The sequence below is a fragment of the Dyadobacter luteus genome (genome assembly GCF_003383615.1).
Taxonomy (GTDB): domain Bacteria; phylum Bacteroidota; class Bacteroidia; order Cytophagales; family Spirosomataceae; genus Dyadobacter; species Dyadobacter luteus.
In genome coordinates, this window is record NZ_QNUL01000019.1 from 1 (window position 1) to 25,129 (window position 25,129).

At 43.4% G+C, this 25,129-nt stretch carries 22 protein-coding genes; 15 read left to right on the forward strand and 7 right to left on the reverse strand.

The genetic code is table 11. The annotated features are described in order from the left end of the window. Nucleotides 1–769: 769 nt before the first annotated feature. Complete coding sequence (locus DSL64_RS19845) at nt 770–2,977, forward strand: peptidase domain-containing ABC transporter (RefSeq protein ID WP_115832680.1); 2,208 nt, start codon at nt 770–772, stop codon at nt 2,975–2,977. 16 nt (nt 2,978–2,993) lie between these two features. Then, the gene (locus DSL64_RS19850) at nt 2,994–4,166 is read left to right on the forward strand and encodes an HlyD family secretion protein (protein WP_115832681.1); all 1,173 of its coding nucleotides are present in this window, start codon (nt 2,994–2,996) and stop codon (nt 4,164–4,166) included. 22 nt (nt 4,167–4,188) lie between these two features. Here the strand turns inward: DSL64_RS19850 and DSL64_RS19855 are convergent, their stop codons facing one another. Next, a complete protein-coding gene (locus DSL64_RS19855; protein ID WP_115832682.1) occupies nt 4,189–4,857 on the reverse strand; it encodes a M10 family metallopeptidase domain-containing protein in 669 nt (222 codons plus the stop codon). A 263-nt stretch (nt 4,858–5,120) separates the two neighbouring features. Between DSL64_RS19855 and DSL64_RS19860 the strand changes: the two genes are divergently transcribed. Then, nucleotides 5,121–5,561, forward strand: coding sequence for an RrF2 family transcriptional regulator (locus DSL64_RS19860; protein ID WP_115832683.1), 441 nt, complete (start codon nt 5,121–5,123; stop codon nt 5,559–5,561). On the opposite strand, the gene DSL64_RS19865 is transcribed toward DSL64_RS19860, so the two are convergent. The 6 genes from DSL64_RS19865 to DSL64_RS19890 all read right to left on the reverse strand — a co-directional run bounded on the left by DSL64_RS19865 (nt 5,556) and on the right by DSL64_RS19890 (nt 12,882). Continuing rightward, nucleotides 5,556–7,166: a hypothetical protein gene (locus DSL64_RS19865; RefSeq protein WP_115832684.1), complete on the reverse strand. Its 1,611-nt coding sequence runs from the start codon at nt 7,164–7,166 to the stop codon at nt 5,556–5,558. The genes DSL64_RS19860 and DSL64_RS19865 overlap by 6 nt on opposite strands. Nucleotides 7,167–7,170: 4 nt before the next feature. Then, on the reverse strand, nt 7,171–8,118 hold the full coding sequence (locus DSL64_RS19870; RefSeq protein ID WP_115832685.1) for a glycosyltransferase: 948 nt from the start codon (nt 8,116–8,118) through the stop codon (nt 7,171–7,173). A gap of 56 nt (nt 8,119–8,174) precedes the next feature. Beyond that, nucleotides 8,175–9,251, reverse strand: coding sequence for an NAD-dependent epimerase/dehydratase family protein (locus DSL64_RS19875; protein WP_115832686.1), 1,077 nt, complete (start codon nt 9,249–9,251; stop codon nt 8,175–8,177). A 219-nt stretch (nt 9,252–9,470) separates the two neighbouring features. After that, entirely contained in the window at nt 9,471–9,722 is a 252-nt protein-coding gene (locus tag DSL64_RS19880) for a hypothetical protein (RefSeq protein ID WP_115832687.1), read from the reverse strand. A gap of 76 nt (nt 9,723–9,798) precedes the next feature. Then, the gene (locus tag DSL64_RS19885; protein ID WP_115832688.1) at nt 9,799–11,529 is read right to left on the reverse strand and encodes a M3 family oligoendopeptidase; all 1,731 of its coding nucleotides are present in this window, start codon (nt 11,527–11,529) and stop codon (nt 9,799–9,801) included. Between the two features lie 90 nt (nt 11,530–11,619). Next, nucleotides 11,620–12,882, reverse strand: coding sequence for a cation:dicarboxylate symporter family transporter (locus DSL64_RS19890; RefSeq protein ID WP_115832689.1), 1,263 nt, complete (start codon nt 12,880–12,882; stop codon nt 11,620–11,622). Nucleotides 12,883–13,116: 234 nt separating this feature from the next. Here DSL64_RS19890 and DSL64_RS19895 point away from each other — a divergent pair, with 234 nt between their 5' ends. The 12 genes from DSL64_RS19895 to nuoK all read left to right on the forward strand — a co-directional run bounded on the left by DSL64_RS19895 (nt 13,117) and on the right by nuoK (nt 25,091). Further along, nucleotides 13,117–13,464 (forward strand): DUF6686 family protein, encoded by a 348-nt coding sequence (locus DSL64_RS19895; RefSeq protein ID WP_115832690.1) that lies wholly within the window; start codon nt 13,117–13,119, stop codon nt 13,462–13,464. A gap of 21 nt (nt 13,465–13,485) precedes the next feature. After that, complete coding sequence (locus tag DSL64_RS19900) at nt 13,486–14,328, forward strand: heme/hemin ABC transporter substrate-binding protein (RefSeq protein ID WP_115832691.1); 843 nt, start codon at nt 13,486–13,488, stop codon at nt 14,326–14,328. 1 nt (nt 14,329) lies between these two features. Continuing rightward, complete coding sequence (locus DSL64_RS19905) at nt 14,330–15,436, forward strand: FecCD family ABC transporter permease (RefSeq protein ID WP_115832692.1); 1,107 nt, start codon at nt 14,330–14,332, stop codon at nt 15,434–15,436. Then, nucleotides 15,433–16,278: a heme ABC transporter ATP-binding protein gene (locus tag DSL64_RS19910; RefSeq protein WP_115832693.1), complete on the forward strand. Its 846-nt coding sequence runs from the start codon at nt 15,433–15,435 to the stop codon at nt 16,276–16,278. Before DSL64_RS19905 ends, DSL64_RS19910 begins: the two co-directional genes overlap by 4 nt. Then, nucleotides 16,275–17,321, forward strand: coding sequence for a hemin-degrading factor (locus DSL64_RS19915; protein ID WP_115832694.1), 1,047 nt, complete (start codon nt 16,275–16,277; stop codon nt 17,319–17,321). The genes DSL64_RS19910 and DSL64_RS19915 overlap by 4 nt, the downstream gene beginning before the upstream one ends. Before the next feature lie 175 nt (nt 17,322–17,496). Continuing rightward, a complete protein-coding gene (locus DSL64_RS19920; protein ID WP_115832695.1) occupies nt 17,497–19,383 on the forward strand; it encodes an alginate lyase family protein in 1,887 nt (628 codons plus the stop codon). A gap of 12 nt (nt 19,384–19,395) precedes the next feature. Then, nucleotides 19,396–20,625 carry a glycosyltransferase family 4 protein gene (locus tag DSL64_RS19925; protein ID WP_115832696.1) on the forward strand — a complete coding sequence of 410 codons (1,230 nt, stop codon included), beginning with the start codon at nt 19,396–19,398 and terminating at the stop codon, nt 20,623–20,625. Between the two features lie 37 nt (nt 20,626–20,662). Beyond that, nucleotides 20,663–21,115: a methylglyoxal synthase gene (locus tag DSL64_RS19930; protein WP_115832697.1), complete on the forward strand. Its 453-nt coding sequence runs from the start codon at nt 20,663–20,665 to the stop codon at nt 21,113–21,115. Between the two features lie 44 nt (nt 21,116–21,159). Next, nucleotides 21,160–21,780: a thioredoxin family protein gene (locus DSL64_RS19935; protein WP_115832698.1), complete on the forward strand. Its 621-nt coding sequence runs from the start codon at nt 21,160–21,162 to the stop codon at nt 21,778–21,780. A 40-nt stretch (nt 21,781–21,820) separates the two neighbouring features. Beyond that, nucleotides 21,821–24,247, forward strand: a complete 2,427-nt coding sequence (locus DSL64_RS29315; RefSeq protein WP_229217158.1) for a 4Fe-4S dicluster domain-containing protein — start codon at nt 21,821–21,823, stop codon at nt 24,245–24,247. A gap of 14 nt (nt 24,248–24,261) precedes the next feature. Beyond that, entirely contained in the window at nt 24,262–24,780 is a 519-nt protein-coding gene (locus DSL64_RS19950; RefSeq protein WP_115832700.1) for an NADH-quinone oxidoreductase subunit J family protein, read from the forward strand. Continuing rightward, nucleotides 24,780–25,091, forward strand: a complete 312-nt coding sequence (nuoK, locus tag DSL64_RS19955; protein WP_115832701.1) for an NADH-quinone oxidoreductase subunit NuoK — start codon at nt 24,780–24,782, stop codon at nt 25,089–25,091. Before DSL64_RS19950 ends, nuoK begins: the two co-directional genes overlap by 1 nt. Nucleotides 25,092–25,129 lie beyond the last annotated feature (38 nt).

The following is a 25,129-nucleotide window of genomic DNA, read 5'->3' on the forward strand; positions in this document are numbered from 1 at the left end:
GAGTTATAAAGGAAAGTAATCGATGGGGATGTGTCACACAGATATTAAAGCAGGCTGCGTAGTTTTGAAATGCACCCTCTTTAAAAGAGAAAGTAACAATCTTAAAAAGAAGTTACCTATTTTGCCTTGGCGCAGGGGTCTTAATTGGTCTTGTGATCATGGCTGTAGAGAGTTTTTTGCAGTCAAAGTATGGTATTTCTGTCTACGAAAATCTAAGACGAAATGGCAATGAGTTTAGAACGAACCGCTCCCGAGCAGGTACATTTTTTTTAACTTGTCTGATTGCCCCCTTTATTGAAGAATGTACTTTTCGTTTGCCTCTTTTAACAAAGTCTCATCTTTTAAAATGGATTATATTTGTTGTCTTTATTCAATATTTCGTTTATGACATCTTTCAAATTGATGCATATTTGTGGTGGTATCGTGCCGTCTTAATAATTCTTTTTGGGGGTATAATTATTTTTAACAGCAATAGTACCAAGCCAATTTTGATACGGAGAAAATATAACCATTTATGCTGGATGTTGACTATCTCGTTTGCGTTGCTGCATGTAGTTAACTTTTATCCTTTAAACGGTGCCATTTTTTATTTGTATCCTCTTTATGTTCTTCCGCAATTTGTTCATGGCGCGGTGCAAAGCTATTTGGCAATTAAATATAATTCCATACTGTGGCCGCTTTTATTACATGTTGGCATTAACTCAACGGCTGAACTAAGCAGGTTGATAACAGATTCCATTAAATCGATCGGATAATACGAACAGTTATTTTGACCACACACACACTTATCAAACAACATGACATCACAGACTGCGGCGCAGCCTGTCTTACTTCTATTGCGGCCCACTATAAACTCCGCCTTCCGATAGCCCGTATTCGCCAGTATGCAGGCACGGACCAGAAGGGAACCAATATGCTGGGTCTTATTGAGGCTGCGCAAAAGCTTGGTTTTCAGGCTAAGGGGGTGAAAGGCATGATAGAAAATCTGTCAAAAATTCCGTTGCCTGCCATTGCCCATATCGTTGTAAAAAAGAGCACCGAGTCTTCTGATGGAAGCCCTGGTGCCGGTCTTCACCATTACGTTGTTCTTTATCAAATAACTGATAAGAAAATAACCTACATGGATCCGGGAGATGGCAAGCTTCATTCAAAAACCAAAGATGAGTTTAAACAACTGTGGACCGGCGTATTGATGATCCTGCTTCCAACCGAGGAATTTAAAGCAGGTGATCAGCGGATATCCGCTATGCGCCGTTTTTGGGCTTTGGTCAATCCGCATAAAAGCGTCATGATCCAGGCATTATTCGGGGCAGCCATTGCTACATTACTTGGTCTGTCTACGTCCATTTACATTCAAAAAATAACGGATCATGTACTGCCCTCTGGGAACCTGAATCTGCTGCGTTTGCTAAGCATCGGTATGTTGTTTATTCTGCTACTGCAAACCGTTGTCGGTACGATTAAGACCGTGTTTGTTTTCAGGACTGGTCAGCAGATAGATGCGCAATTAATTCTGGGATATTACAAACATCTGCTCACACTTCCCCAGCAGTTTTTCGATACGATGCGGGTCGGGGAAATCATTTCCAGGGTCAATGATGCCGTCAAGATCCGGTCCTTTATCAATGAAACAGTTCTGGATTTGGTCGTGAATGTGTTTATTGTAGTGTTCTCTTTCCTGATTATGTTTACCTATTACTGGAAAATGGCTCTGATCATGCTGGCTATTATTCCGTTTTATGTGTTTTTCTATTGGTTGTCAAACAGGATAAATAAACGTTTGCAAAGGGAATTGATGGAAAACTCGGCCGAACTGGAAGCCCAGCTGGTAGAATCGTTAAATGCGGCAGCAACTATCAAGCGCTTCGGTATGGAAAGTTATGCCAACTATAAAACAGAAACCCGGTTTATCAGGTTGATTCGGACAGTTTCGGGCTCTTTTATGGCTTCCTTGTCTGTAGGCACAGCAAGCGGCGTGGTATCGCAGCTTTTTACGATTATCTTACTTTGGGTTGGTACTTCCTTTGTGGTCAGCAATGAGCTTACTGCCGGAGAACTTTTCTCTTTTTATGCTCTGATGGGCTATTTTACGGGGCCGGCGGGAAGACTCATCAGTGCAAACAGGACAATACAAGATGCACTCATTGCTGCGGACAGGCTCTTTGAGATTATGGATCTTGAACGGGAAAAAACAGAAAACAAGATTATGCTTACGCCCGACATGATCGGCGATATTCATCTGGAAGATGTAACATTCAGGTATGGAAGCCGGGCAGTTATTTTTGAAAACTTAAACCTTGCTATTAAGAGGGGCAAGATCACGGCGATTGTGGGAGAGAGTGGGTCGGGAAAGTCGACGCTTATTTCCTTGCTGCAGAATCTGTATCCGCTTAAAAACGGACGGGTACGGATTGGAGATTATGATATTCAGCATCTGAGCAATGAGAGTTTACGAAGATTGGTCAGCGTAGTTCCACAGCAGATACACTTATTTGCTGCAACTGTGTTGGAGAATGTTGCGCTTGGTGAATTTGAACCGGATGTAAAAAAAATACTTCATTATGCCAGAAAGCTGGGTATTCATGAATTCATTGAGGAACTGCCCAATGGATATGCTACCGAGCTGACTGAAAACGGGAATAATCTTTCGGGCGGCCAGAGACAGAGACTTGCTATATTAAGAGCTTTATATCGTGAACCCGAAATAATTATTTTTGATGAAGCCACTTCCTCCTTGGATACTATTTCTGAACAGTATGTCCAGGAGACAATAAGATCTTTGTGTGCTATGGGGAGAACTGTTGTACTCATTGCTCATCGTTTATCCACCATCAAGGATGCGGACGAAATCGTTGTTGTGCATAAAGGGAAGGTTATTGAAAAAGGAACACATGAAGAATTGCTCGCGCAAAACGGGCAGTATAAGACTTTATGGAAGCAGCAAGGGATAATCATGCCGGAACCTTCAGTTATTTAATTTGACTTTTTGATTCATGCAGCAGCAACTTTTCCCCGCCGATGTTTTGGAAAATAGTGTAGAAGGATATTTGCCACGCGTGGCAGTCAGGAGCCAGTGGATTTATGCAGTCACTACCCTGGCAGTGATATTAGCCTTGCTGTCTCTACCATTTCTTTATATTGATATTTCCATTCCCGGCAACGGTATTTTACGCACAAAAAATGAAAAAACTGAGCTTCGCTCTCTTGTCAACGGTGTTATCCAAAATGTAGCGGTAAGTGAAAATCAGTCTGTGAAAAAAGGTGAGGTATTGTATGAAATAAATTCACAGGAGCTATCTGCCAAATTTCAATTGAATAAAGACCAGCAAGGGGCAAGGACTTCTTTCATGAATGATCTTGGAAAGCTTGTCAGTCTGAATAAACAGAGCTTGTATGATCACCACACTTTTAGTACATCACTCTACGCCCAGCAATTTTTTTCATTTCAGTCTAAAATGCAGGAAAACCTGTTTCATCAGCAAAAGATAAAAAAAGAACTGGAGGCAGATCGAAAGCTTTTTACTGAGAAGGTAATTGCCATGCGTGAATTTGACGCAAAGGAATTTGAGTACACACAATTGGCTGCACAATACGAATCTACTTTCAGACAGCAACTGGGTCAATGGCAATCTGACTTAACCAGCCAACATACAGCATTGCAGCAGTTGTTGGCGGAAGGTAAACAATTGGAGGAGCAAAGAAAAAGTTACATCATTAAAGCTCCGGTTACGGGAACAATTCAACAGATTTCAGGCAAATATATCGGAAGCTTTATTCAGGTAGGAGAGACACTTGGTACAATTTCTCCCGATGATTCATTACTTATAGCCGAATGTTATCTTTCCCCGAGAGATATCGGATTAATTAAAAGAAAGCAATCCGTTCTGTTTAGAATGGATGCATTTAACTATATTGAGTGGGGAATGATAAAGGGTACTGTTATTGATATATCAAGAGATTTTACTATTGTAAATGATATGCCGGTATTTAAAGTGAAATGTGCTTTAAGTTATAACGGACTGAAGTTGAAAAATGGCTATTCCGTCACTCTTACAAAAGGCTTGACATTGCAAGCAGAATTTATCGTCGCAAGACGCAGTCTTTATCAGCTGATTTATGACAAAGCAGATGATTGGTTAAACCCCAAAATTCAAAGAGGCCATTAGTTTAAAGGAAAGGTACTTACCTTCAAACCACGCTCCCTCCCCGATCAAACAGATTATTAGATAAATAGCCAACATAATAAGTGGCGTTCTGCTCAAAATTGAGCCCGTCCAGTAGGAGTTCAATTTCTTCTTTGGTTACTTTTCTGTATTTGGGGTTCATTGTTCCGCCGTATTCTCCTGCTTTGGCGAGTGGGTTCCATTGGTATTGGGGATCGACCAGGCTACCTCTTGCCGCCATGATCGGCGGAGGAGAGGATGAACCGCGAAAATCCGCATTGGCCGGATGATCGAGTCCCAGGCAATGGCCAAATTCATGTGCGGCTGTGGTGGAAGTGCCGAGCTGGTCGGAAGTAAGCCATTGGCCGGAATTGTCGCCAAGCCCGAAACCCATGAAGGACCTTGTAATATGGTTTTCTGATTCGATCCTGATAAAATTATAGCGATAATCGTCATTCATTGAGGCTATACGAGCTGCTTCGGAAGTGCTGATTAACTTATAACTTATATCAAAAACTACCTGCATTTCCTGGTTAAGGATTGTTGTCTTCGCTGCCGGGGCATTGTACATGCTGTTGATTTCCTCAATAATCTGCGCTCCTATATCATGGTTGGCCTCTGACCCGTATAGAAGCAGGCATGCTGAGATTTGTATCTGTCTGTCAGGAATTAACAGCTCTATGATTGCAGCCATAAGGTAAAGAATTTGAGATGAAGAAACTTGTAGTCAGTTTGTTATGTATTATAAGAGTAGTAACTCAAAATAACAGGGCAACGGAAGAATAGCAAACCGATAGTATTGAATCTTCTCAATTGCTTTTAATTTGAGGGATTCAGTGAATTATTTCTTAAAATTAATACATTTTTGTAGCTTACTTATCTGATCCGTATACAGTAACAGATACTGACAGATGGGTTTCTATAGTAAAGGCGAAAATAAAGTACATTGAATCAACAATGATATCAAAAAAAGCAAAATACGCACTGAAGGCGCTGAAGGTATTGGCGGAGCAATATGGTAAAGGTCCCGTGCTGATTTCTTATATAGCTGAGAAAGAGAAAATTCCGAAGAAATTTTTGGAGGCAATTCTATTAGATCTTCGTAATAATGGAGTATTACAAAGCCAGAAGGGCAAGGGTGGAGGTTATATGCTACGCGTACCACCTGCCGAGGTAAGTTTCTCGAAAGTATTGAGGATTATTGACGGACCGATAGCTCCTGCATTGTGCGTTTCCATGTTCTTTTACGGTAAGTGTGATGACTGTAAAAGCGAAGAAACATGCAGTCTGCGTACTGTGCTCGAAAAATGGCGTGATGCCAACCTTGCGGTTTTGGATGGAACTACGCTTAGCGATCTGCTTCAGGCAGAGGGAGTACCAGCCATAGAAGACCTATAGTTTGTCATTCCGGACATACAGACGGGTATCGTCAAATGTTCCTTTGTAGGTATAATTGGCATGTATGAAATCAGCGAGGGAAGGAAAATTCTCGAATCCCTGAGTCTTTCTGTCCTGAACCCAAAAGCTGTTTTTACCTACTGCATCCACAAATATAGCCGGTGTTGTTCTTTGAATATCAGAGAGATACCGGCTTCTGTATTTCTCCTGGAGATCGTGTACAAAGATTGAGCGTTCAGAATGATTTTCTGAAGTGGCCTCTGCAAGTTGTGCCTCCACGTAATAGCGGCATTGCCAACCCCAAACTGCCATGAAATCTCGATTGTTGGTGTATTTTTTCAGTTCTGTCACTACCGGACTTTGCGCAAGTTCTGTGGCATTATCGGAAACGAATGCATTCAGTACATGGCTTCTTTTATAACTAAGCGCATCACTAGAAAGGAAGTACAAAAGAAGAATAGCAGGCAGTATAACTCCCTTTGTTCCGAACTTGTGTATACCTGCTGCTGTAACCAGAGTCCAGGAAGCAATACAAAAATTGAGGTAATGGATAAAGTCATTTCCTGATTTCGTAACGGCATAAACGCTGGACAAAGCGAGTACAGCGGTCAATCCATGTATAATAGATTTTGGATTGCTTTTTTCCGTTTTTTGGAAAAATGTATACCATATTACTCCAATTAACGACAGCATAGTGATGCAGGTAAAAGCAAGGAAATCTTCCGACAGACCCGCAATTTTGAAGAATTGTCCGATCATCGAAGGAGTGGTGTTTCCGCCCGCATAAATGACGTTACCCAGAATATAGAAGTCGATTAAGTCATCAAGAACATCAAAGCTGACCGTGAGTCCCAACACGAGTAGTGGAAATGAGAGGCCACCAATGATGAGAATAATGAAAGGATGGAGGCTTCTGTTTTTTTTGTAATACCGGATATTTGAAAGGAATGCAAAGAGTACAATGACAATAGCAAGTGGAACTGCCTGAAGTTTTGCAAAAGGAACCATGCCTGCCAGCAGCCCCAGGAGAAGATTATTTCTAAGTGTGAGCCCTTTATTCAGAATCAGTTGAGAAAGCAGCCATAAAGATGCGGAAAGGAGAAAAACAGGCACCTGCTCGCTGGAGTAATGAACGAAGTCCACTTCCTGTGTAAAAGCTAATAACAGAACCGGCGCAAGAATAGTAATACGTGCGGTCTTTTCGCTATAAAAGTTTGCCAGTGCACGGAACAGGAAGTAAACCGATAAACCAGTACAAAGCAATCCCATTACTCTGGCGGCAGTGTAGTCGAGCTGAAATCCGAATAATTTAGGAATAACAAGAAGGTAAATATCAAGAGGGCCGATGGTGGTTCCGTCTGCAGAACGCCAGTATACAGGATCCTGCCATAAAGTAATTGCGTGGCTGAGCATCTGGCTTTCGTCCGGATTAAGTTCCCGGTTCAATACCACAGCTGGCAACCTCATGAAAATCAGGAGTGCTATACAGCCGAGGATGTATAGCGTTGCCGGAATTTTTTTCCCGGTGCTACTCAGTATAACAAGTCCGGCAAGCAGATATCCGAGAAGCCAGTAAACCGTAGGCGTGTTGTCAAAGTGGATCATCTTTCTAGCTGAATGTATCTACTTTTTCAACAAAGTCGCGATAATGTACCGCAGGAATAAAATGCTGTTGTGAGCGATACTGCAATACCATAAAGACAAGAAACAACGAAATCAGGAACGATTGCAACATCAGGATCATCAGCGTACTTCCTAACGTAGAGGCCCAGCCAGGAGTAGCGTTACCAATAATTTTCAGGAAAATGATGAACACTATAAATCCGATAGCTACGCCAGACATGCAAATAGAAAATATCAGAATACGTACCGCCGTGGTATCAACCATGACCGATATGGCGCTCAAACCGTGAAGTACCAGCGAAACAAAGTTCATTTTACTTTCTCCGGCCAGTCGTGTTGCCCTGTCGGTCAGCACAGAATCGTACGGAATTCTTGATTTAATAATTCCACCCGGGTAATTATTCCAGATTTCTGAAACACGTACGAGATTCTGCAGACGCTCTTTGGGAACAAGACTAAAATTTCCGAATGTGATAATTTTGCCCGTCAAAAGCTTAAAAACCATTTTATAAATCACATAAAAGAAACGAAATACGAAGTTTTCCCGACGCTTGTTTCTTTCTGCAAAAATGATTTTTCCGGGAGTTTGTAAAGATTTTGCTGCCAGCTTGTTGATATCTGCAGGGTCGTCTTCTCCGTCAGCATCCATCACGATTACTTTATCAGCCGTCAGATTTTCTGCAGCATATGAAAGACCGATAGCAATTGCTTTCTGATGACCCAGATTGCGGTAAAGACGAAGTACCTTGATTTCCTTGCCGCCGAAAGCAGAAAAAGGTTGTGTACGTTCTTTGAATGAGCAATCGTCAATGATCAGCAGTGTAGTATTTTGTAAAATTGAGGGCTCTAAATCCGTGTCTATTTTGGATATGAGCAAATTAAGAGCTTCCCAGTCGTTGAACTGAGGGATGATTATTACAAAACTTTCTGGCATATGTATAGAAACGAAATTGCTTCGGAACGTATATGCTCCGAAGCAATTTCAATTTTTTAAACCGTTTTGATACCCAATCTGGAAGAGATACCGTCGTGAATCTGAGTCAGAGTCTCCACAAGGCCGTATTCCCAATTCCAGTCAGGATAGTGCGCTTTAAATTTAGAAAGGTCACTTACGTACCAGATATGGTCACCGATGCGGTTGGTTTCTGAGTAAGAGTAAGAAAGTTTGTTTCCTGTGATAGTTTCGCAAAGTGCGATAGCTTCCAGCATAGAGCAGTTTGCAAAACGGCCACCTCCGGCGTTGTATACTTCTCCCGGACGAGGATTCTGGTAATAATGCCAGAACATATTCACCAGGTCATGGCTGTGAATGTTGTCACGCACCTGCTTTCCTTTGTATCCGAAAATGGTGTAATGATTGCCTGTGATGGCGCATTTCATCAGGTAAGCAAGGAATCCGTGAAGCTGGGCACCAGAGTGGTTTGGTCCTGTGAGGCAACCTCCACGGAAAACAGCAGTTTTCATTCCGAAATATTTACCATACTCCTGAACCATGATATCCGCTGCTACTTTCGAAGCTCCGAAAATAGAGTGTTTTGTATGGTCTATGCTATGGCTTTCGTCAATTCCATTTTCAAAGTAAGGGTGATTTTCATCGATTTCCCAACGGTTTTCTAATTCTACCAATGGCAGGTAATTAGGATTGTCGCCATATACTTTGTTAGTTGAAGTGAAGATGAAAACAGCTTCAGGAGCATGTAGTCTCGTCATTTCGAGCATGTTTAATGTTCCTACTGCGTTCACTCCAAAATCCGTAAACGGTTCACGTGCAGCCCAGTCGTGACTTGGCTGTGCAGCTGCATGGATAATCAGTTTAATGTCCGTTCCGTATTCTTTGAATATAGGTTCAAGCTGACTTACCTCGCGAATATCCGCTGAGTAATGCTTGTAGTTGTTATATGCGTCTTCTATTCTGTTACGGTTCCATTCGGTATTACCATCTGCACCAAAAAAATATTGGCGGAGGTTATTATCAACTCCAATGATCAGGTCAAATTTGTCAGCAAGGAATGCTACTGACTCGCTTCCTATCAGGCCGGCAGAACCGGTCACCAGTGCTATATTCATGTTGTGTAATAATGCGGTTTTAAAGTTGATATTAAAATAATGCTATGTTTTGCTCGTGTGTGCAATAGAGATGTAAAGTAAATTAAAAACGTACAATTATCCCAACCGATTGCTCATGTGTCGGGAAAACTGCTTTGAGACTGTCTGTATCAAAATTTAACATAAAAAAAGGATACCCTGCATGAGGATATCCCTTGTTATATTTTTATCTGAGTAAGATTATTGTTTTGCAACAGCACTGGTTGCTCCGCTATATAGCTTCTCACGAATTGCATTTACACGAGTTTCAAGTTCGGGCTTTGCAGTATATTGTTGCTTCATTTGCGCTGGCAAAGAGTCGCGGCTCACACCGTACACATATGTGCTTGTTTCATTCACATCTTTCTGACCGATGTGGTTATATTTCTGATACTCACATGAAGTCAAAAGTGCAACAGAGGCAACAAATGCGATTACTTTACTAATTTTCATCTTGTTACTGGTTCATAGTAATATGCGCAAAAATAGGTGCCTTTTCACTAAACACCAAATCGAACGCGCCTATTTGTTAAATTTTTAATCGTTCCAGTTCTTCTTTTACAAAGCTGATCAGATTGGTGATATGGTTTTCCGAAAAGTTGAAAGGAATGTTGGCGGCTTCGTAAATCTCTGTGATTGGTGCCGTATAGCCCAGTCTCAGCGCATCCATGTATCCTTTCAGACCAGCTTCCGGATTTTCGCGATAGTTTTTCCAGACTCCGATTGCACCTAACTGAGCAATACCATACTCAATGTAATAGAATGGCACTTCATAGATATGTAACTGCCGCTGCCACAAGGAAGCCCGGAATTGCTCATAGCCCGACCAATCCATCACTGTATCGGTGAATTCAGTATAAATATTTACCCAGGCATTGGCTCGCTGTTCGGCTGTATGGTCGGGGTTTTCGTACATCCAATGCTGGAACTTATCCACGGTCGCTACCCAGGGCAATGTTTCTATAATCGATTCGAGGTGTTGTATCTTCGCACGTTTCAGATCAGACTCATTCTCAAAAAACTCATCCCAGAAATCCATCGTAATCAGCTCCATAGACATGGACGCCAGTTCGGCAACTTCTGAAGGGGTATGTTTGAAAGAATTCAAAGCAAGATCGCGGGTTACAAGGGAGTGAACCGCATGGCCTCCCTCGTGCAAAAGCGTAACCATATCGCGCAGATTGGAAGTCGCGTTCATAAAGATAAACGGCACTCCGATCTCATCAAGCGGATAGTTGTATCCTCCTGGTGCTTTGCCTTTCCGCGATTCAAGATCCAGATGTTTCATGGTTTTCATCGTACGCAGACAGTCTCCCAGGAACGGATCAAGCCGGCTGAAACATCTGATGGTTTTTTCCAGCAATTCTTCACCCGTACTGAATGGTTTCAAAGGAGGAAGATTTTGCGGGTCTACCTTGGTATCCCACGGACGAAGGCTGTCTACAGAAAGTGCGTTTTTGCGTTCAGCAGCCATTTCGCTCAGCAGAGGTACGATCGCTTCTTTCACCGAATGATGGAAATTAAAGCAGTCTTCCGGTGTATAATCGAAACGTCCCATGGCCGCAAACATATAGTCGCGGTAATTTTCAAAGCCGGCATTTTGCCCTACTTTATGGCGCAGGCTGATCAGGGAATTCAGCAATTCATCAAGTTGCTCATGATCCTGATAGCGGCGGTTTGCAATAGCTTCCCATGCCTCCTGTCTCATTGCACGGTCTGTGGATTGCAGGCGGTCGGCCGCTTTTTGCAGGGTCATTTCTTCGCCGTCGAGTGTTACAGTCATGGCACCCGCAATGGCTCCATACTTGCGCTCTTCGGTCTGCATTTCTGTAATCACCGGAATGTTCTCTTCCCTGAATAACGCAATCGCCTGTTTCATACTGCGAAGCGTGATGTCGAAACCTTTATCGGTAAGGTCGTTCAGAAAAGGGTTGCTGATTATCTTTTTATCCAGTTCGTTTCCGTATTCAGAAAGCTTAGGCTGGATTTCTGTGATAAAAAACTGAAGTGCATTGATCAATCCGGTATTTGCTGTATCACACGTCTGACGGATATAGCGCCATGCAAAGTTTTCTGACAAATACGATTCCAGTTCGCTACGGTTCAGAAACCATTGTTTTAATTCACCGGCAGAATTGATTTCCCGTGCTTTAAGATCCTCATAAAAAGGGAGAAGGTCGTCCCAGCTTTTTAAATCAAAGTCTTCACCAATGAATGTTCTTGGTGCGCGGGTAGGTATGGTAATATCTTGTTTAGTCATTTTTAATTCAAAAATTTGATCTTCAAATGTAAGGTGAACAAAGGAATGTCACAAAATTGTCGTTTTGAGCGTAGTCCTGAGATTAATAGTTTATTTGTTCTCCTGGGTTACATCAGTCAGGTTATCAGTGATAATATTTTCTGTTTGATGCACATTGGCAAATGCAAACTCCATTTTGCTACGGTCAAACTCCTTTTCATTATTCGCAAGCCAAATGGTAGCCACGCCGTTTCCGATAATATTGGTGATAGCGCGTGCTTCTGACATAAACCGATCAACACCCAGCAAGAGCGCCAGGCCTTCAAGAGGAATAACCTTGATGGCGGTAAGGGTGGATGCCAATACTACGAATCCGCTGCCGGTGACGCCTGCAGCACCTTTTGAGGTTACCATGAGGATGCCAATGACGGATAAAATTTGTCCCAATGTAAGATGTACATCAAAAACCTGAGCCAGGAAAATAGTAGCCATAGAAAGGTAAATTGTTGTACCATCAAGATTAAACGAATAGCCTGCCGGTACAACCAATCCTACTACAGGCTTAGAGCAACCCATGCGTTCCAGTTTTTCCATGATTGAAGGTAGGGCCGCTTCCGATGACGAAGTACCTAATACAATAAGCAGCTCTTCACGAATGTATTTGAGGAAATCCCATATTTTGATTTTATAGGTTTTCAGAATCAGGCCCAATATGACAAATATAAAGATCGCCATCGTAGCGTAGACGGTAATCATCAGTTTGCCAAGTGGAAGCAGCGTAGCAATTCCGTATTTGCCAATCGTGAACGCCATTCCGCCGAACGCTCCGACAGGTGCAAAGAGCATCACCCAGTGCAGCGCTTTGAAGACATATTTAGAAGCAAAGCTCAGCCATCCGATGATTTTATCCTTACCAGAGTACTTGCTTAATACAGTTCCCAGGATCAGCGATACAAGCAGTACCTGCAGCGTTACATTGTCCAGAAAAAACTGCCACCAGCTGAAATCCTGGACTTTATTGGCATACACAGCAATATCTCCTTTTTGTAAATTCCCTTTCACCACGCCTGCTCCGGGACGAATGATATTGGCTACAATGATGCCTACAATCAGGGCCAGTGTAGTAACTACCTCAAAGTAAATCAGTGCTTTGGCGCCCACTTTCCCCACTTTTTTGAGGTCGCCCATGCCGATAATTCCAAGGGTGATCGTCAGGAATATAATCGGGTTGATAAACAGCTTTACGATCTGGATAAAACCTTTGCCCAGAAAATCCATCTGAACAGCCTGTTCAGGGTAGTAATGTCCCAGCAATGCACCACCGGTAATGGCAGTAAGTACCCAGAAAGTGAGGTTGGTAAATAACTTTTTCAAGTTCTTTTTAAGTTTAGGAATATGTTAAATGCAACTGATGCTACGGAGGCGGAGCCGGTTTTGAATATACAACAATTACCGGCGCCTGATGGCAAAAGATGAAACAAAAGTATTTTTCATATCTGTTTATACTTGGTCTAAATAAATAACTTATATTTGCGAATACAGAAGTAGTGGCGAAATAAAATTCCGGTTATTGAAATTGTCTTAATGTTATCTTATTGAAAGATTATTATGCAGGATTCTTCGCATTCATATAGCAAATTACGTATTCTAAGCCAGTCTCCTAATGGTTACATTGGCCAGTGCAACTGCTGTGATCACTACAACTTCGTGTTTGGAAACTTTCTCTTCATCTTCACCGAGGATGGGTTGAATGGCTTCCATGCTGTACTCTACGACCAGCAACATATCCATGCACTGGATGCTCCTTTGCCTAACGGAAAGAGCATTTTGTTCCCTTCACCCATTCCTAATTTCATGTTGTCATTCAGTGAGGATGAGCTGGAAGAGGTGAGAGGTTTATTTCAGGAAACGTTATTGGTCATGGAGGTCGACAAAATTTTTGCTCATAATAAGTAAGCAGTAAATATTTCGTACCCTATGTTTCAGAAGAATTCGTTTAAAGTATTAGCTGTCCTTTTTGCATTCTTTTTGTGTCTGTCAGAAAGCGTTGTTGCCGGGAAGACGCTGAGAATTGTATCGGCGAACGGCACACTGAGTGAGATCATTGCGGGGCTTGGGCTCGAAAAACAGCTCGTTGGTGTGGATGTAACAAGTACCTATCCCGAATCGCTTTCAAAAATTCCTAAAATCGGGCACAACCGTACAATTGCTGCTGAAGGTATTATTGCGCTGAATCCTGATGTGATTATTTATACGGATCAGAGTATGCTTTCTCCTTCGTTGTTAAAACAGTTAAACAGCAGCGGGAAAAAAGTGGTGGAATTCAAACATGAATATTCCAGAGAAGGCGCAATCAAGCTGATTCGCGAAGTGGGTGCTTATTTCAACGCCAAATCTCAGGCTGAGAAAATGGTGAAATCACTGGAGGCGGATTTGAATAAAATAGCCAAACCTGCTGCGCCTAAAAAGCTGCTGTTTATATATGCCAGGGGTACAGGTACATTGATGGTTTCCGGGACCGGAACCTCGCTTGATAAAATGTTTGCTCTGACAGGAAATAAAAATGCTGTTCAGGGTTTTTCTGATTTCAAACCGTTGACTGCTGAATCTCTTTTGGCTGCCAATCCCGATGTATTGGTTTTATTTTCGAGTGGTCTGGAAAGTCTGGAAGGTACAGATGGACTTCTTAAGGTACCGGGTATCGCCAATACCAATGCGGGCAGGAACAGAAAGATTGTGACGATGGACGGGCAGTTTCTAACAGGCTTCGGACCCAGACTTGGGAGGGCAGCGATAGAATTGGCACAAAAAATTAAGTGACATGCAGGCGCAGGTTGTAAATAAGCCGGACACGGCATGTGTTATTCCATCGGCTCCGGTCAAAAGGAAAACAAAGATATTCTGGGTAACACTTATTTTGGGGGGCACACTTTTGGTTAGTGCGGTGTTTTCTGCTTCTGTGGGTGCCCTGAGCATTACTCCCGGAGAGCTTGGTGAGATTATTGCTTTCAAATTGGGGCTTATCGATACGCCAACTTATGACGAACAAAAATCACTCGTATTCTGGATAATCAGACTGCCACGGGTGTGCCTGGCTATATTAGTAGGCGCAGGCCTCGGTATTGCGGGCGCTTCTCTGCAGGGTCTTTTCCGAAATCCCATCGCAGATTCAGCTTTGATTGGTGTTACTTCGGGAGCATCGCTGTTTGCTGTTTTTGTAATTATGCTCAATGTAAAATTCCTTGGTATTATCAGTGAAGTGGGAGGGGCTTATACACTTTCCATTGCTTCATTCGTAGGAGCAGCACTTACCACTTTGCTTGTTTATCAATTGTCGAGATTGACCGGAGAAGGCGGGATGACTACCATGTTATTGTGCGGAATTGCCATCAATGCTTTTGTGGGTGCACTAACAGGCCTGATGACCTACATGGCCACCGACCAACAGTTAAGATCGATCACATTCTGGAGTTTGGGAAGCCTTGGAGGTGCCAACTGGACATCCGTAATGGCAGTTGCTCCTTTCGTTTTTTGCTCGGTAGTGTTTATGCCTTATTTGTCAAAAGCGTTGAATTTACTCGTGCTGGGTGAAAGTCAGGCGGCGGCACTGGGAGTGAATATGACTGTTTTGAAAAGAAAAGTAGTGGTGCTGGCGACTTTGGGTGTAGGTGCATCAGTAGCAGTTGCCGGTACTATTGGTTTTGTAGGACTGGTTGTTCCCCATATCATCCGCAGCGCTTTCGGGCCTGATCATAAAACATTACTGATCGGATCGGCATTGGGAGGTGCGATTGTATTGACATTGGCTGATACCATTTCGCGCACAATTGTAGCGCCATCCGAACTACCGATCGGAATACTCACAGCTCTTCTCGGAACGCCGTTCTTCTTATATATTCTCTGGGATCAAAAACGACGGAAGGTATGATAGAGGTAAACAATGTCAATTTCGGCGTAAAAGGAAGGCAGTTGATCCATAACGTAAGCTTTCGTGCGAATGCAGGAGAGTTTTGGGCAATTGTTGGAGCGAACGGAGCGGGGAAATCAACCATGATGAAACTGCTTTCCAGGGAACATAAGCCTACTTCTGGTTCTATCGAATTGCACGGAAAAAATCTTGACAGATATAAACTTTCTGAGTTAGCGCGTAAGCGGGCAGTACTGGCTCAGCAGAATTCCATTACGCTGGCTTTTTCAGTAGAAGAGATCGTGCTGATGGGGCGTTATCCATTTTACGATTCGCAACCAACCGACCGCGATCTGGCTATTGTAGACCACTGTCTTCAGAAAGTAGGTATAGCACATTTCAAAAACAGATCGTTTCCTACGCTTTCCGGAGGAGAACAGCAGCGGGTGCAATTGGCCCGTACGCTTGCACAAATCTGGGAAATTGATGGCGGTCTGATACTTCTTGATGAACCTACTACCGGTATGGATCTTCTGCACCAGTATGAAACCTTCAGGCTGGCCAGAGAAATGACGGCAAAAGGATATGGCGTGATCGCTGTTGTTCACGACCTTAATCTGGCGTTGCAGTATGCAGACCAGGTTCTGATTATGAAAGATGGAAAAGCTTTCGCCTCGGGGATTCCAGAAGAAGTATTAATTCCTGAAAACATAAAAGACAGTTTCGGGCTGTCGGTGAAGCTGATCCAGCCGGATCATACCCATTTCCCGATCATTGTTCCTGATATCGGTAACTCCGATTTACCGGGATATAACCATCACAAAAAAGAACACATAACATCAGAAAACAACAATTCACTATGAAAACAATCCTCGAAACAGATCAGGGCGGACTGAAACAAATTTGGGCAAACTTTAAGGAACAAAACCCGAAAACGAGAATCAGGGACGCTGCCCGCGAATTAAGTACAACTGAAGCAGAATTGGTTGCTACCGGACTGGGAGAAAATGTGGTCTTGTTGCACGGCGATTTCAGGGAATTGTTAAAAGAAGTGGGAACTCTCGGCCACGTAATGGCGCTTACGCGTAATGATCATGTTGTTCATGAGCGCAAGGGTGTTTATGAAAATGTATCTTTCAATAACCACGTTGGTTTGGCATTGGGACCAGATATAGATCTCCGATTGTTCGTTGGAGACTGGAAATTTGGTTTTGCAGTGAATGAAAATGAGCGTCAGAGCCTGCAGTTTTTTAACAGTGCCGGTGAAGCCGCCCATAAAATTTACCTTACTGAAAAAAGTGATAAGGCTGCGTATGAAGCTTTGGTAGAAAAATACAAATCTGAAGATCAGGGCGTTTCATTGGTTATTACTCCGAAAGCAGAGAAAGCTCCTGAGCCTGAGACGGCACCTGACATTGATGTAGCAGCATTCCAGAAAGAATGGCTTGAACTGAAGGATACCCACGATTTTTTCACATTGTTGAGAAAATACAAACTGACTCGCAAGCAGGCTTTGAGAAATGCGCCGGAAGGGCATGCATACCGGATTTCCCCTGAAAGTATGAAAGCGGTGTTCGACAATGCTTCGGAAACACAGGTACCTATTATGGTTTTTGTTTCTAATCCTAACTGTATTCAGATTCACACCGGACCGATCAATAAGATATTTGTAATGGGACCATGGTTAAATATCATGGATCCGGAGTTCAATCTGCACCTGCGCCAGGATGCGATTGATGAGGCATGGGTAGTGAAAAAACCAAGTGAAGCAGGATTGGTAACAGGTATTGAGCTGATCGACAAAGACGGAGTGATGTTTAATCAGTTCTTTGGAAAACGTAAGCCAGGTATTCCTGAACTGCCGGAATGGACTAAGCTGGTTGATGATTCGGTAACCAGGCTTTAATAGAAAAGATATAATCGGAATTCCGGTATGCTTTGAAAGCCGGAAACATAAAAAATAATTTCGCCATAGTAATTAGAAAGGGCCTGTCCGACGTGGATGGGTCCTTTTTCATTTTCTCATAATGTTACATTGTTGTTGACTGTGAGTCGAATAGCCATATCAATGTTTTCGACATATGAAACTGCGGCTATTTCAGATGATCCGGAATATGGGTTTGCGTTACGTGCTGTTCCAAATAGGATATGCGTTGCAACGCTATTCAGGGTGGTTGATTCTGAAGTTCCCGCGTCATCAAAATGAGAGAAACTATATATCTCTGGATGACTGGAGGAAGTTGCCGGTTCAGTATGTTTTCAATAATGAATTAGAAAAGAGAGCATATGCATATTGCCCCGATAATCTGAAAGCACGTGTTGAATATATCAAAGGTGGTCAAATGCGCTATTTTTCCGCCGAATGGATTCCTTTCTCAGACTGGCATACGAATCCCAAAACAGGGTATCGATATAGCGCAACAGATCATTGGAGCAGGATCAAAACAATGGATCCGAAGTCGGGAGACATCAAATATGTATGGGAAATTTCGCGCTTTACCTTCGTGTATGATTTGATCCGATATGATTTTTACTCCGGTATGGATCAGTCGGAATGGGTTTTTGATAAAATAGGAAACTGGATTGACTACAATCCGGTTAACTGCGGTCCGAACTGGGTATGCAGTCAGGAAATCAGTTTGAGAGTCATGAACTGGACTTTTGCACTTCAGTATTACAAACATTCCGATCAGCTGACGGAATCCCGTTTTGATAAAATCATGCATAGTATCCGGCAACAAATACAACACGTGGCTGATAATATCAGTTTTTCTGCCATTACTGTCCGGAATAATCACATACTAACGGAGAGTCTGGGACTTTATCTTACCGGATTATTATATCCATTTTTCCCTGAGCGTGACGAATGGAAGAAAAAAGGAAGAGCAGTTTTCGAAAGGGAAATAGCGCATCAGATTGATAAAAACGGAGCCTATATTCAGTTTTCGTTCAACTACCATCGCGTGGCAGTACAATTACTGACACTTGCAATACGATTGGCACAGCTGAATCAGGAGTCTTGGTCCGATACAGTATATCAAAAGGCAAAAACCTCGGTATTGTTTCTAAAGGCGTTTCAAGATCAGAATACCGGTTGGCTTTCCAATTTCGGAAACAACGACGGAGCATTATTTTTCCCATTAACAGAATGCCACTTCCGTGACTATCGCCCTCAACTTGAAGCTTTGGCAGGTTTACTGGAAATAGAATCGGGATACGGAGTCGGTGCATGGAATGAAGAAAGCTTCTGGATTGGTAATCCGGATCTGCCAAAAGTCAGATCAATTCCGGTTGCTGCAACCGGGCCACTTTCGCTGAGTGGATATCACATTTTAAGAGATGCCACTACTCGCACATTTATCCGTTCAGCTACTTACAGGCACAGGCCGTTTCAATGCGACAATTTGCATCTGGATATTTGGGTCGACGGAGAAAATATCCTGCGTGATGCCGGTACGTATTCCTACAATTCAAATGACACGGACAATCAATTTTTTGCAGGAACAAAATCTCACAACACTGTAATGCCAGGAAATTATGATCAAATGCTGAAAGGTCCCGGATTTATCTGGTACAACTGGATTGGTAAAGGTGAGGGAAGATGGAAAGAAGGACATGAGGATTTTGAATTTGAAGGCTGGTTTGAAGGATTTTGGAAGTTGGGAAAACACATCAGACATCAAAGAAGGGTGCTAAAGAAGAAAGGTGAATTTTGTTGGCTGGTTGAGGATAGAATGGAAAATGTTCCCGGCGAATTATATATGAACCAGATATGGAATCCGTCGCAGGCATTTTTCGAGAAATTCAAAATTACCGCCTGTGATGCTGATCAGGTATCCCTTATGCCAGAAATAGTGTCGGGCTGGTATGCGGAGAGTTATGGGAAAAAGGAAGAGACAAAACAGATTATTTTCCGTACAAAGGGCAGGCTCATCAGAACAATCATTGAGCCCAAATTATCAACATAAGCCAGAGTAGTTATGCGGATTTTACTTATTCATCAGTTTTTTCTGGAAGACGATAGGGGTGGAGGTGCCCGCTGGAATGAAATGAGCCGGATGTGGGTAGCTTCAGGTCACGAAGTCACTGTTCTGGCTGGGATGGCGCATTATATGGGCGGGCAGAGTAGAGTGCGAAAAGATAGATGGTTTTACAGGGAAACGAATAAAGATGGAGTCGAAGTTATCCGGTGTTTCGATGTTAGTAACGCGAAGAGAGGGTTTTTGTATAAGCTTGCCGGTTTTATTTCATTTACTATATCGTCCATTTTAGCAGGCGTTTTTCTGGCAAAAAAGCATTATGAAGTCATTGTTGTGACATCGCCGCCTTTGTTTGTAGGTATATCAGGTTTGATGTTGTCGTGGTGGAAGGGCATTCCGTTTGTGTTTGAAGTGCGGGACTTATGGCCTGAGTCGGCGATTGAAACAGGGGTTTTGAAAAACACACTGGCTATTCGTTTGGCCTATTGGCTTGAAAACCTGCTTTACAAAAAAGCCAGGTTGATTAATGTGCTGACACCCGCATTTCGCACACATCTGACTGAGAAGAAAAAGGTGCATTCTTCTAAAATTATTTACATTCCAAATGGTGCCGACTTTCAACTGGCAAACGGCATCAGTCGGGAAATGAATATACCTGAATTCAGAAACAAGTATGGCATGGATGACATGTTCACCATTGTGTATGTCGGGGCGCACGGAATCGCCAATGATCTCACCCAGATTTTGGACGCAGCCGAAAGATTAGCAGATCAGTCCATACAATTTCTTCTGATAGGTGATGGTGAAAAAAAAGAGGACCTCATGGCTGATGCGGCAAATAGAAAATTGAGAAATATCCACTTTATAGATGAAATTCCGAGAAGTGAAGCCTTTCGGTATATATTGTCCGCTGATATGGGAATTTCAGTTCTGCAAAAAAATGAGGTTTTCAAAACCATTTATTCCAATAAGACCTTTGATTATTTGTCTTGCAGAAAACCTGTACTGATGGTGATCGACGGCATATCAAGAAAATTGATCGAAGAGGCCGATGCGGGAGCTTTTGTAAACCCGGGAAATCCTGCTGAACTAGTAGATAAAATTCTCTATTACAGCGAGAATCGGAATCAGCTCAGGATTCAGGGAGAAAATGGATTTTCATTTGTGAAAGAACATTTTGATCGTACCGGACTGGCCAAAGAATATTTGAATTATCTTGTCGGAATCTGAAAGCGGGTTTTCGCTTTTTATATCAATTATAGACTTTATGATAAACTTCAGAAATATACATCCCAGAAAACGGGTTGCCCTTGTTGCTCATGATAATCGCAAAGCGGAGCTTATGGAATGGGCCTATGCAAATCGCGAGATGCTGGCGAAAAATGAGCTGTATGGAACAGGCACCACAGGGAAATTACTCGAAGAAACGCTAGATCAGCCGGTGATCAGGTTGCTGAGCGGCCCACTCGGGGGCGACCAGCAGGTAGGTTCTATGATCGCAGAGGAGAAAATTGATCTGTTGATTTTTTTCTGGGACCCGATGTCAGCGCAACCGCATGATCCTGATGTGAAAGCATTGCTGAGACTATGTGTGGTTTGGAATATCCCTGTAGCTTCTAACCGCGCCACTGCCGACTTCATGTTCACTTCACCTTTGATGGACGAAGAATATGTTGCCAGTCAGATTGATTACAGCACGTATTTGAACCGTAAAGTATGAACTGAATTGCTGCCTGGCGGGTTTTCTTTGAAAGCAATTACCCAATGAAAAACGTAGCAGAATTATTCACTTTACCGGTTACAGAATCGGCTTACTCCTATGCCGATTATATGTTGTTGATGGAAAAAGTTGTTGCTGAAAACAGAACAACAGGTCCGAACCAGTCTGACGATCTGAGTTATTATACAAAGCTCAACCTGGCACGGATGCAGAGGTTGAATAAAAAAGTGACTATTAGTGAAGAACTGAAAGAGATGGTAGGCCAGATCAGCGTTCCGCAAACTTGGTATATCCTGACCGAAGCCTGGTGTGGTGATGCTGCACAGAATATTCCTGTGCTGGCAGCTGCGGCACTTTCGAATCCTTCGATTACAGTGAAGTTGTTGTTGAGAGATGAAAATCCTGAACTGATGGATGCGTACCTCACCAATGGTGGTCGTTCGATTCCAAAACTGATTGCGGTTGATCATGAATTTAATGAGCTTTTTACTTGGGGACCAAGGCCTGCGGGGGCTCAGGAATTGATGCTGCAACAGAAAGCAAATCCTGCTAAAAGCCTGAAAGAGTTTGTTGAAGATATCCAGCGCTGGTATATCGCCGACAAAACGGAATCTGTCCAGAAAGAAATGGTAGAGATTCTGGAAGGAGTATTTGCAGAAAAGTAAGTTTTTAACCGGATTAGTCTATCTTTGTAATAGGCTGTTTTTGTCATTATTTTCTTTTAAAAGAGAGCAGACAGATGGTCCGGAGGAACAATTGTGCACCGATTACGAGAGCGTACCAACATTGTCTACATACTTCAAAAATATATCAGAAGGGATTAGTACCACGGTTAAAGGCATGCAACTGACTTTACGTCACTTGCTGAAAGCTACCCGGAGGCGTACTAAAACAGATATCCGATCGGACAACTTTTTTGATCTACAGGAAGGGCTTGTCACGATGCAATATCCGAAGGAGCCTATAGCGATCCCTGACAACGGGCGTTACAGGCTTCACAATGAGATGGATGACTGCATTGTATGCGACAAGTGTGTGAAGGTTTGTCCTGTTGATTGTATTGAAATTGAACCCATTAAGGCAATTGAAGAGGTAGGCAGAGCTTCCGACGGATCGCCGATTCGTCTGTATGCTGCGCGATTCGATATAGATATGGCTAAATGCTGCTATTGCGGATTGTGTACGACTGTTTGTCCTACAGAATGTCTTACAATGACCAAAACCTTCGACTACAGCGAGCTGGATGTGAGGGATATGGTTTATAATTATGCAAATCTGACAGCTGAGCAAGCCGACGAAAAGCGGATGTTGCTCGAACAATTCCAGAAAGAGAAGGAAGCGTTAAAAGCAGCACAGAAAGCTGGTGCTACTGCTGCACCTGCGGAAGCTCCAAAAGCAAGGCCTGCATTTAAGCCAACTATTAAGCCTAAAACCGAGGAAGTTGAAGCGAAGGAAGAAACGCCTGTTGCTCCTGCTAAACCTGTGTTCCAGCCAAGGAAACCGGTTATACCTGTTACAACGAAAGCAGAAGATACTGAACTCCCAATCGAATCAGAAAAGAAACTTGCTCCAAAACTTCCGTTTAAGCCTTCGATGAAGCCGAAAGCTGAAGCTGCGCCTAGAACAGAGGAAGAATCAACAGCAGAAACAGCTGAGCAACCAATAGCAGCGAAACCAGCTTTCCGTCCTTCAATGAAGCCCAAGGTAGACGCAGCTCCGAAAGTTGAGGAAGGACTAGCATCGGAAGTACCAACAGAGCCAGTTGCCGCGAAGCCAGCTTTCCGTCCGACAATGAAACCGAAGGCTGAAGCTGCTCCTAAAATTGAGGAGGAATCAGCACCGGAAGTACCTGTAGAGCCAGTTGCCGCGAAACCAGCTTTTCGTCCGACGATGAAACCGAAGGCTGATGCTGCTCCGAAAGTTGAGGAAAAATCAGCACCAGAAGTACCAACAGAGCCAGTTGCCGCGAAGCCAGCTTTCCGTCCGACAATGAAACCGAAGGCTGAAGCTGCTCCTAAAATTGAGGAGGAATCAGCACCGGAAGTACCTGTAGAGCCAGTTGCCGCGAAACCAGCTTTTCGTCCGACGATGAAACCGAAGGCTGATGCTGCTCCGAAAGTTGAGGAAAAATCAGCACCAGAAGTACCAACAGAGCCAGTTGCCGCGAAGCCAGCTTTCCGTCCGACAATGAAACCGAAGGCTGAAGCTGCTCCTAAAATTGAGGAGGGATCAGCACCGGAAGTACCTGTAGAGCCAGTTGCCGCGAAACCAGCTTTCCGTCCAACGATGAAACCAAAGGCTGATGTTGCTCCGAAAGTTGAGGAAGAATCAGCACCAGAAGTGCCAACTGAGCCAGTTGCCGCTAAACCAGCTTTCCGTCCTTCGATGAAGCCGAAGGATGATGTTGCTCCTAAAATTGAGGAGGAGCCAGCAGCGGAAGTGCCTGCGGAACCAGTTGCCGCGAAACCAGCTTTCCGTCCGACGATGAAACCGAAGGCTGATGTTGCACCGAAAGTGGAGGAACCAACAGCGGAAGTGCCTGCGGAACCAGTTGCCGCTAAACCAGTTTTCCGTCCGACGATGAAGCCAAAGGCTGATGCAGCTCCTAAAATTGAGGAGGAACCAACAGCGGAAGTGCCTGCGGAACCAGTTGCCGCTAAACCAGCTTTCCGTCCGACGATGAAGCCAAAGGTTGATGCGGCTCCTAAAATTGAGGAGGAACCAACAGCAGAAGTACGTGTAGAGCCAGTTGCCGCTAAACCAGCTTTCCGTCCGACGATGAAACCAAAGGCTGAAGCTGCTCCTGAAGTTGAGGAGGAAACAACTTCAGAAGTACCTGTAGAGCCAGTCGCTGCGAAACCAGCTTTCCGTCCGACAATGAAGCCGAAGGCTGAAGCTGCTCCTAAAATTGAGGAGGAATCAGCAGCAGAGGTACGTGTAGAGCCAGTAGCTGCGAAACCGGCTTTCCGCCCGACGATGAAGCCGAAAGTAGCTCCTACCGAAGAAGTAAAAGCGGAAGCAACGGATTCGGAGGAAAAAGCAAATGAAAGTAGTATTGAAAATCCTGATGAGCAGGTGAAAGCCAAGCCAGCTTTTCGTCCAACGATGAAGCCCAAACCTAAGCAGGATTAACCAGATTCATATTGATGGAAGCAGTTGCATTTTATAGCTTTTCAGTCCTTGCCATAGTGTCGGCACTTTTTATATTATTTTCAAAAAACCTCATTTATGGGGCTTTTGCGCTATTTCTTGCATTTCTTGGTGTAGCCGCCCTGTATGTTTTGGCGGGTGCAGATTTCCTAGCCGTGACGCAGATCATGGTTTACGTAGGCGGGATATTGGTGCTTTTGATCTTTGGTATTATGCTTACCCAAAAGGTTGTAAGGCAATCTGAGCAGGAAATTCATAACAAAGTGGAGGTACTCACTTCCCGGGGGGTGGCCGGATTTCTCATAGGTTCCGGTATGTTTTTGTTTTTGGGTTATATCATTATTGATGCCCGCTTTAAAATGCAGGGCGAGGTGATCAATACTAACTCTACGATCCGTACGATTGGGGTCGAACTGATGACAAGCCATTTATTGCCTTTCGAAATTGCTGCCATATTGTTGTTAGTCGCATTAGTGGGTGCTGCCTATCTTGCTCTAAACCGAAATCCTGCCTGATGAATACCATACCTCTCGAACATTATCTATTTGTTGCTGCAGCATTGTTCTGTATAGGTCTGGCTATATCTATCACCAAAAGGCATTTTATAGGGATTCTGCTAGGTATTGAGCTAATGCTGAATTCAGTTAATATCAACCTGATTGCTTTTAGCCGGCACGATCCTGAGCGATTGAGCGGACAACTGTTTGCACTTTTTGTAATTGTAGTAGCAGCAGCGGAAGTGACTGTGGCGTTGGCGATCATTTTACGTGTATATGGGCATTATAAAAGCGTGGATCCGGATGAGGTGAAGGAACTGAAAAATTAGCAATACATTTGCTGCTTCATTACCTATAACCCCATCTT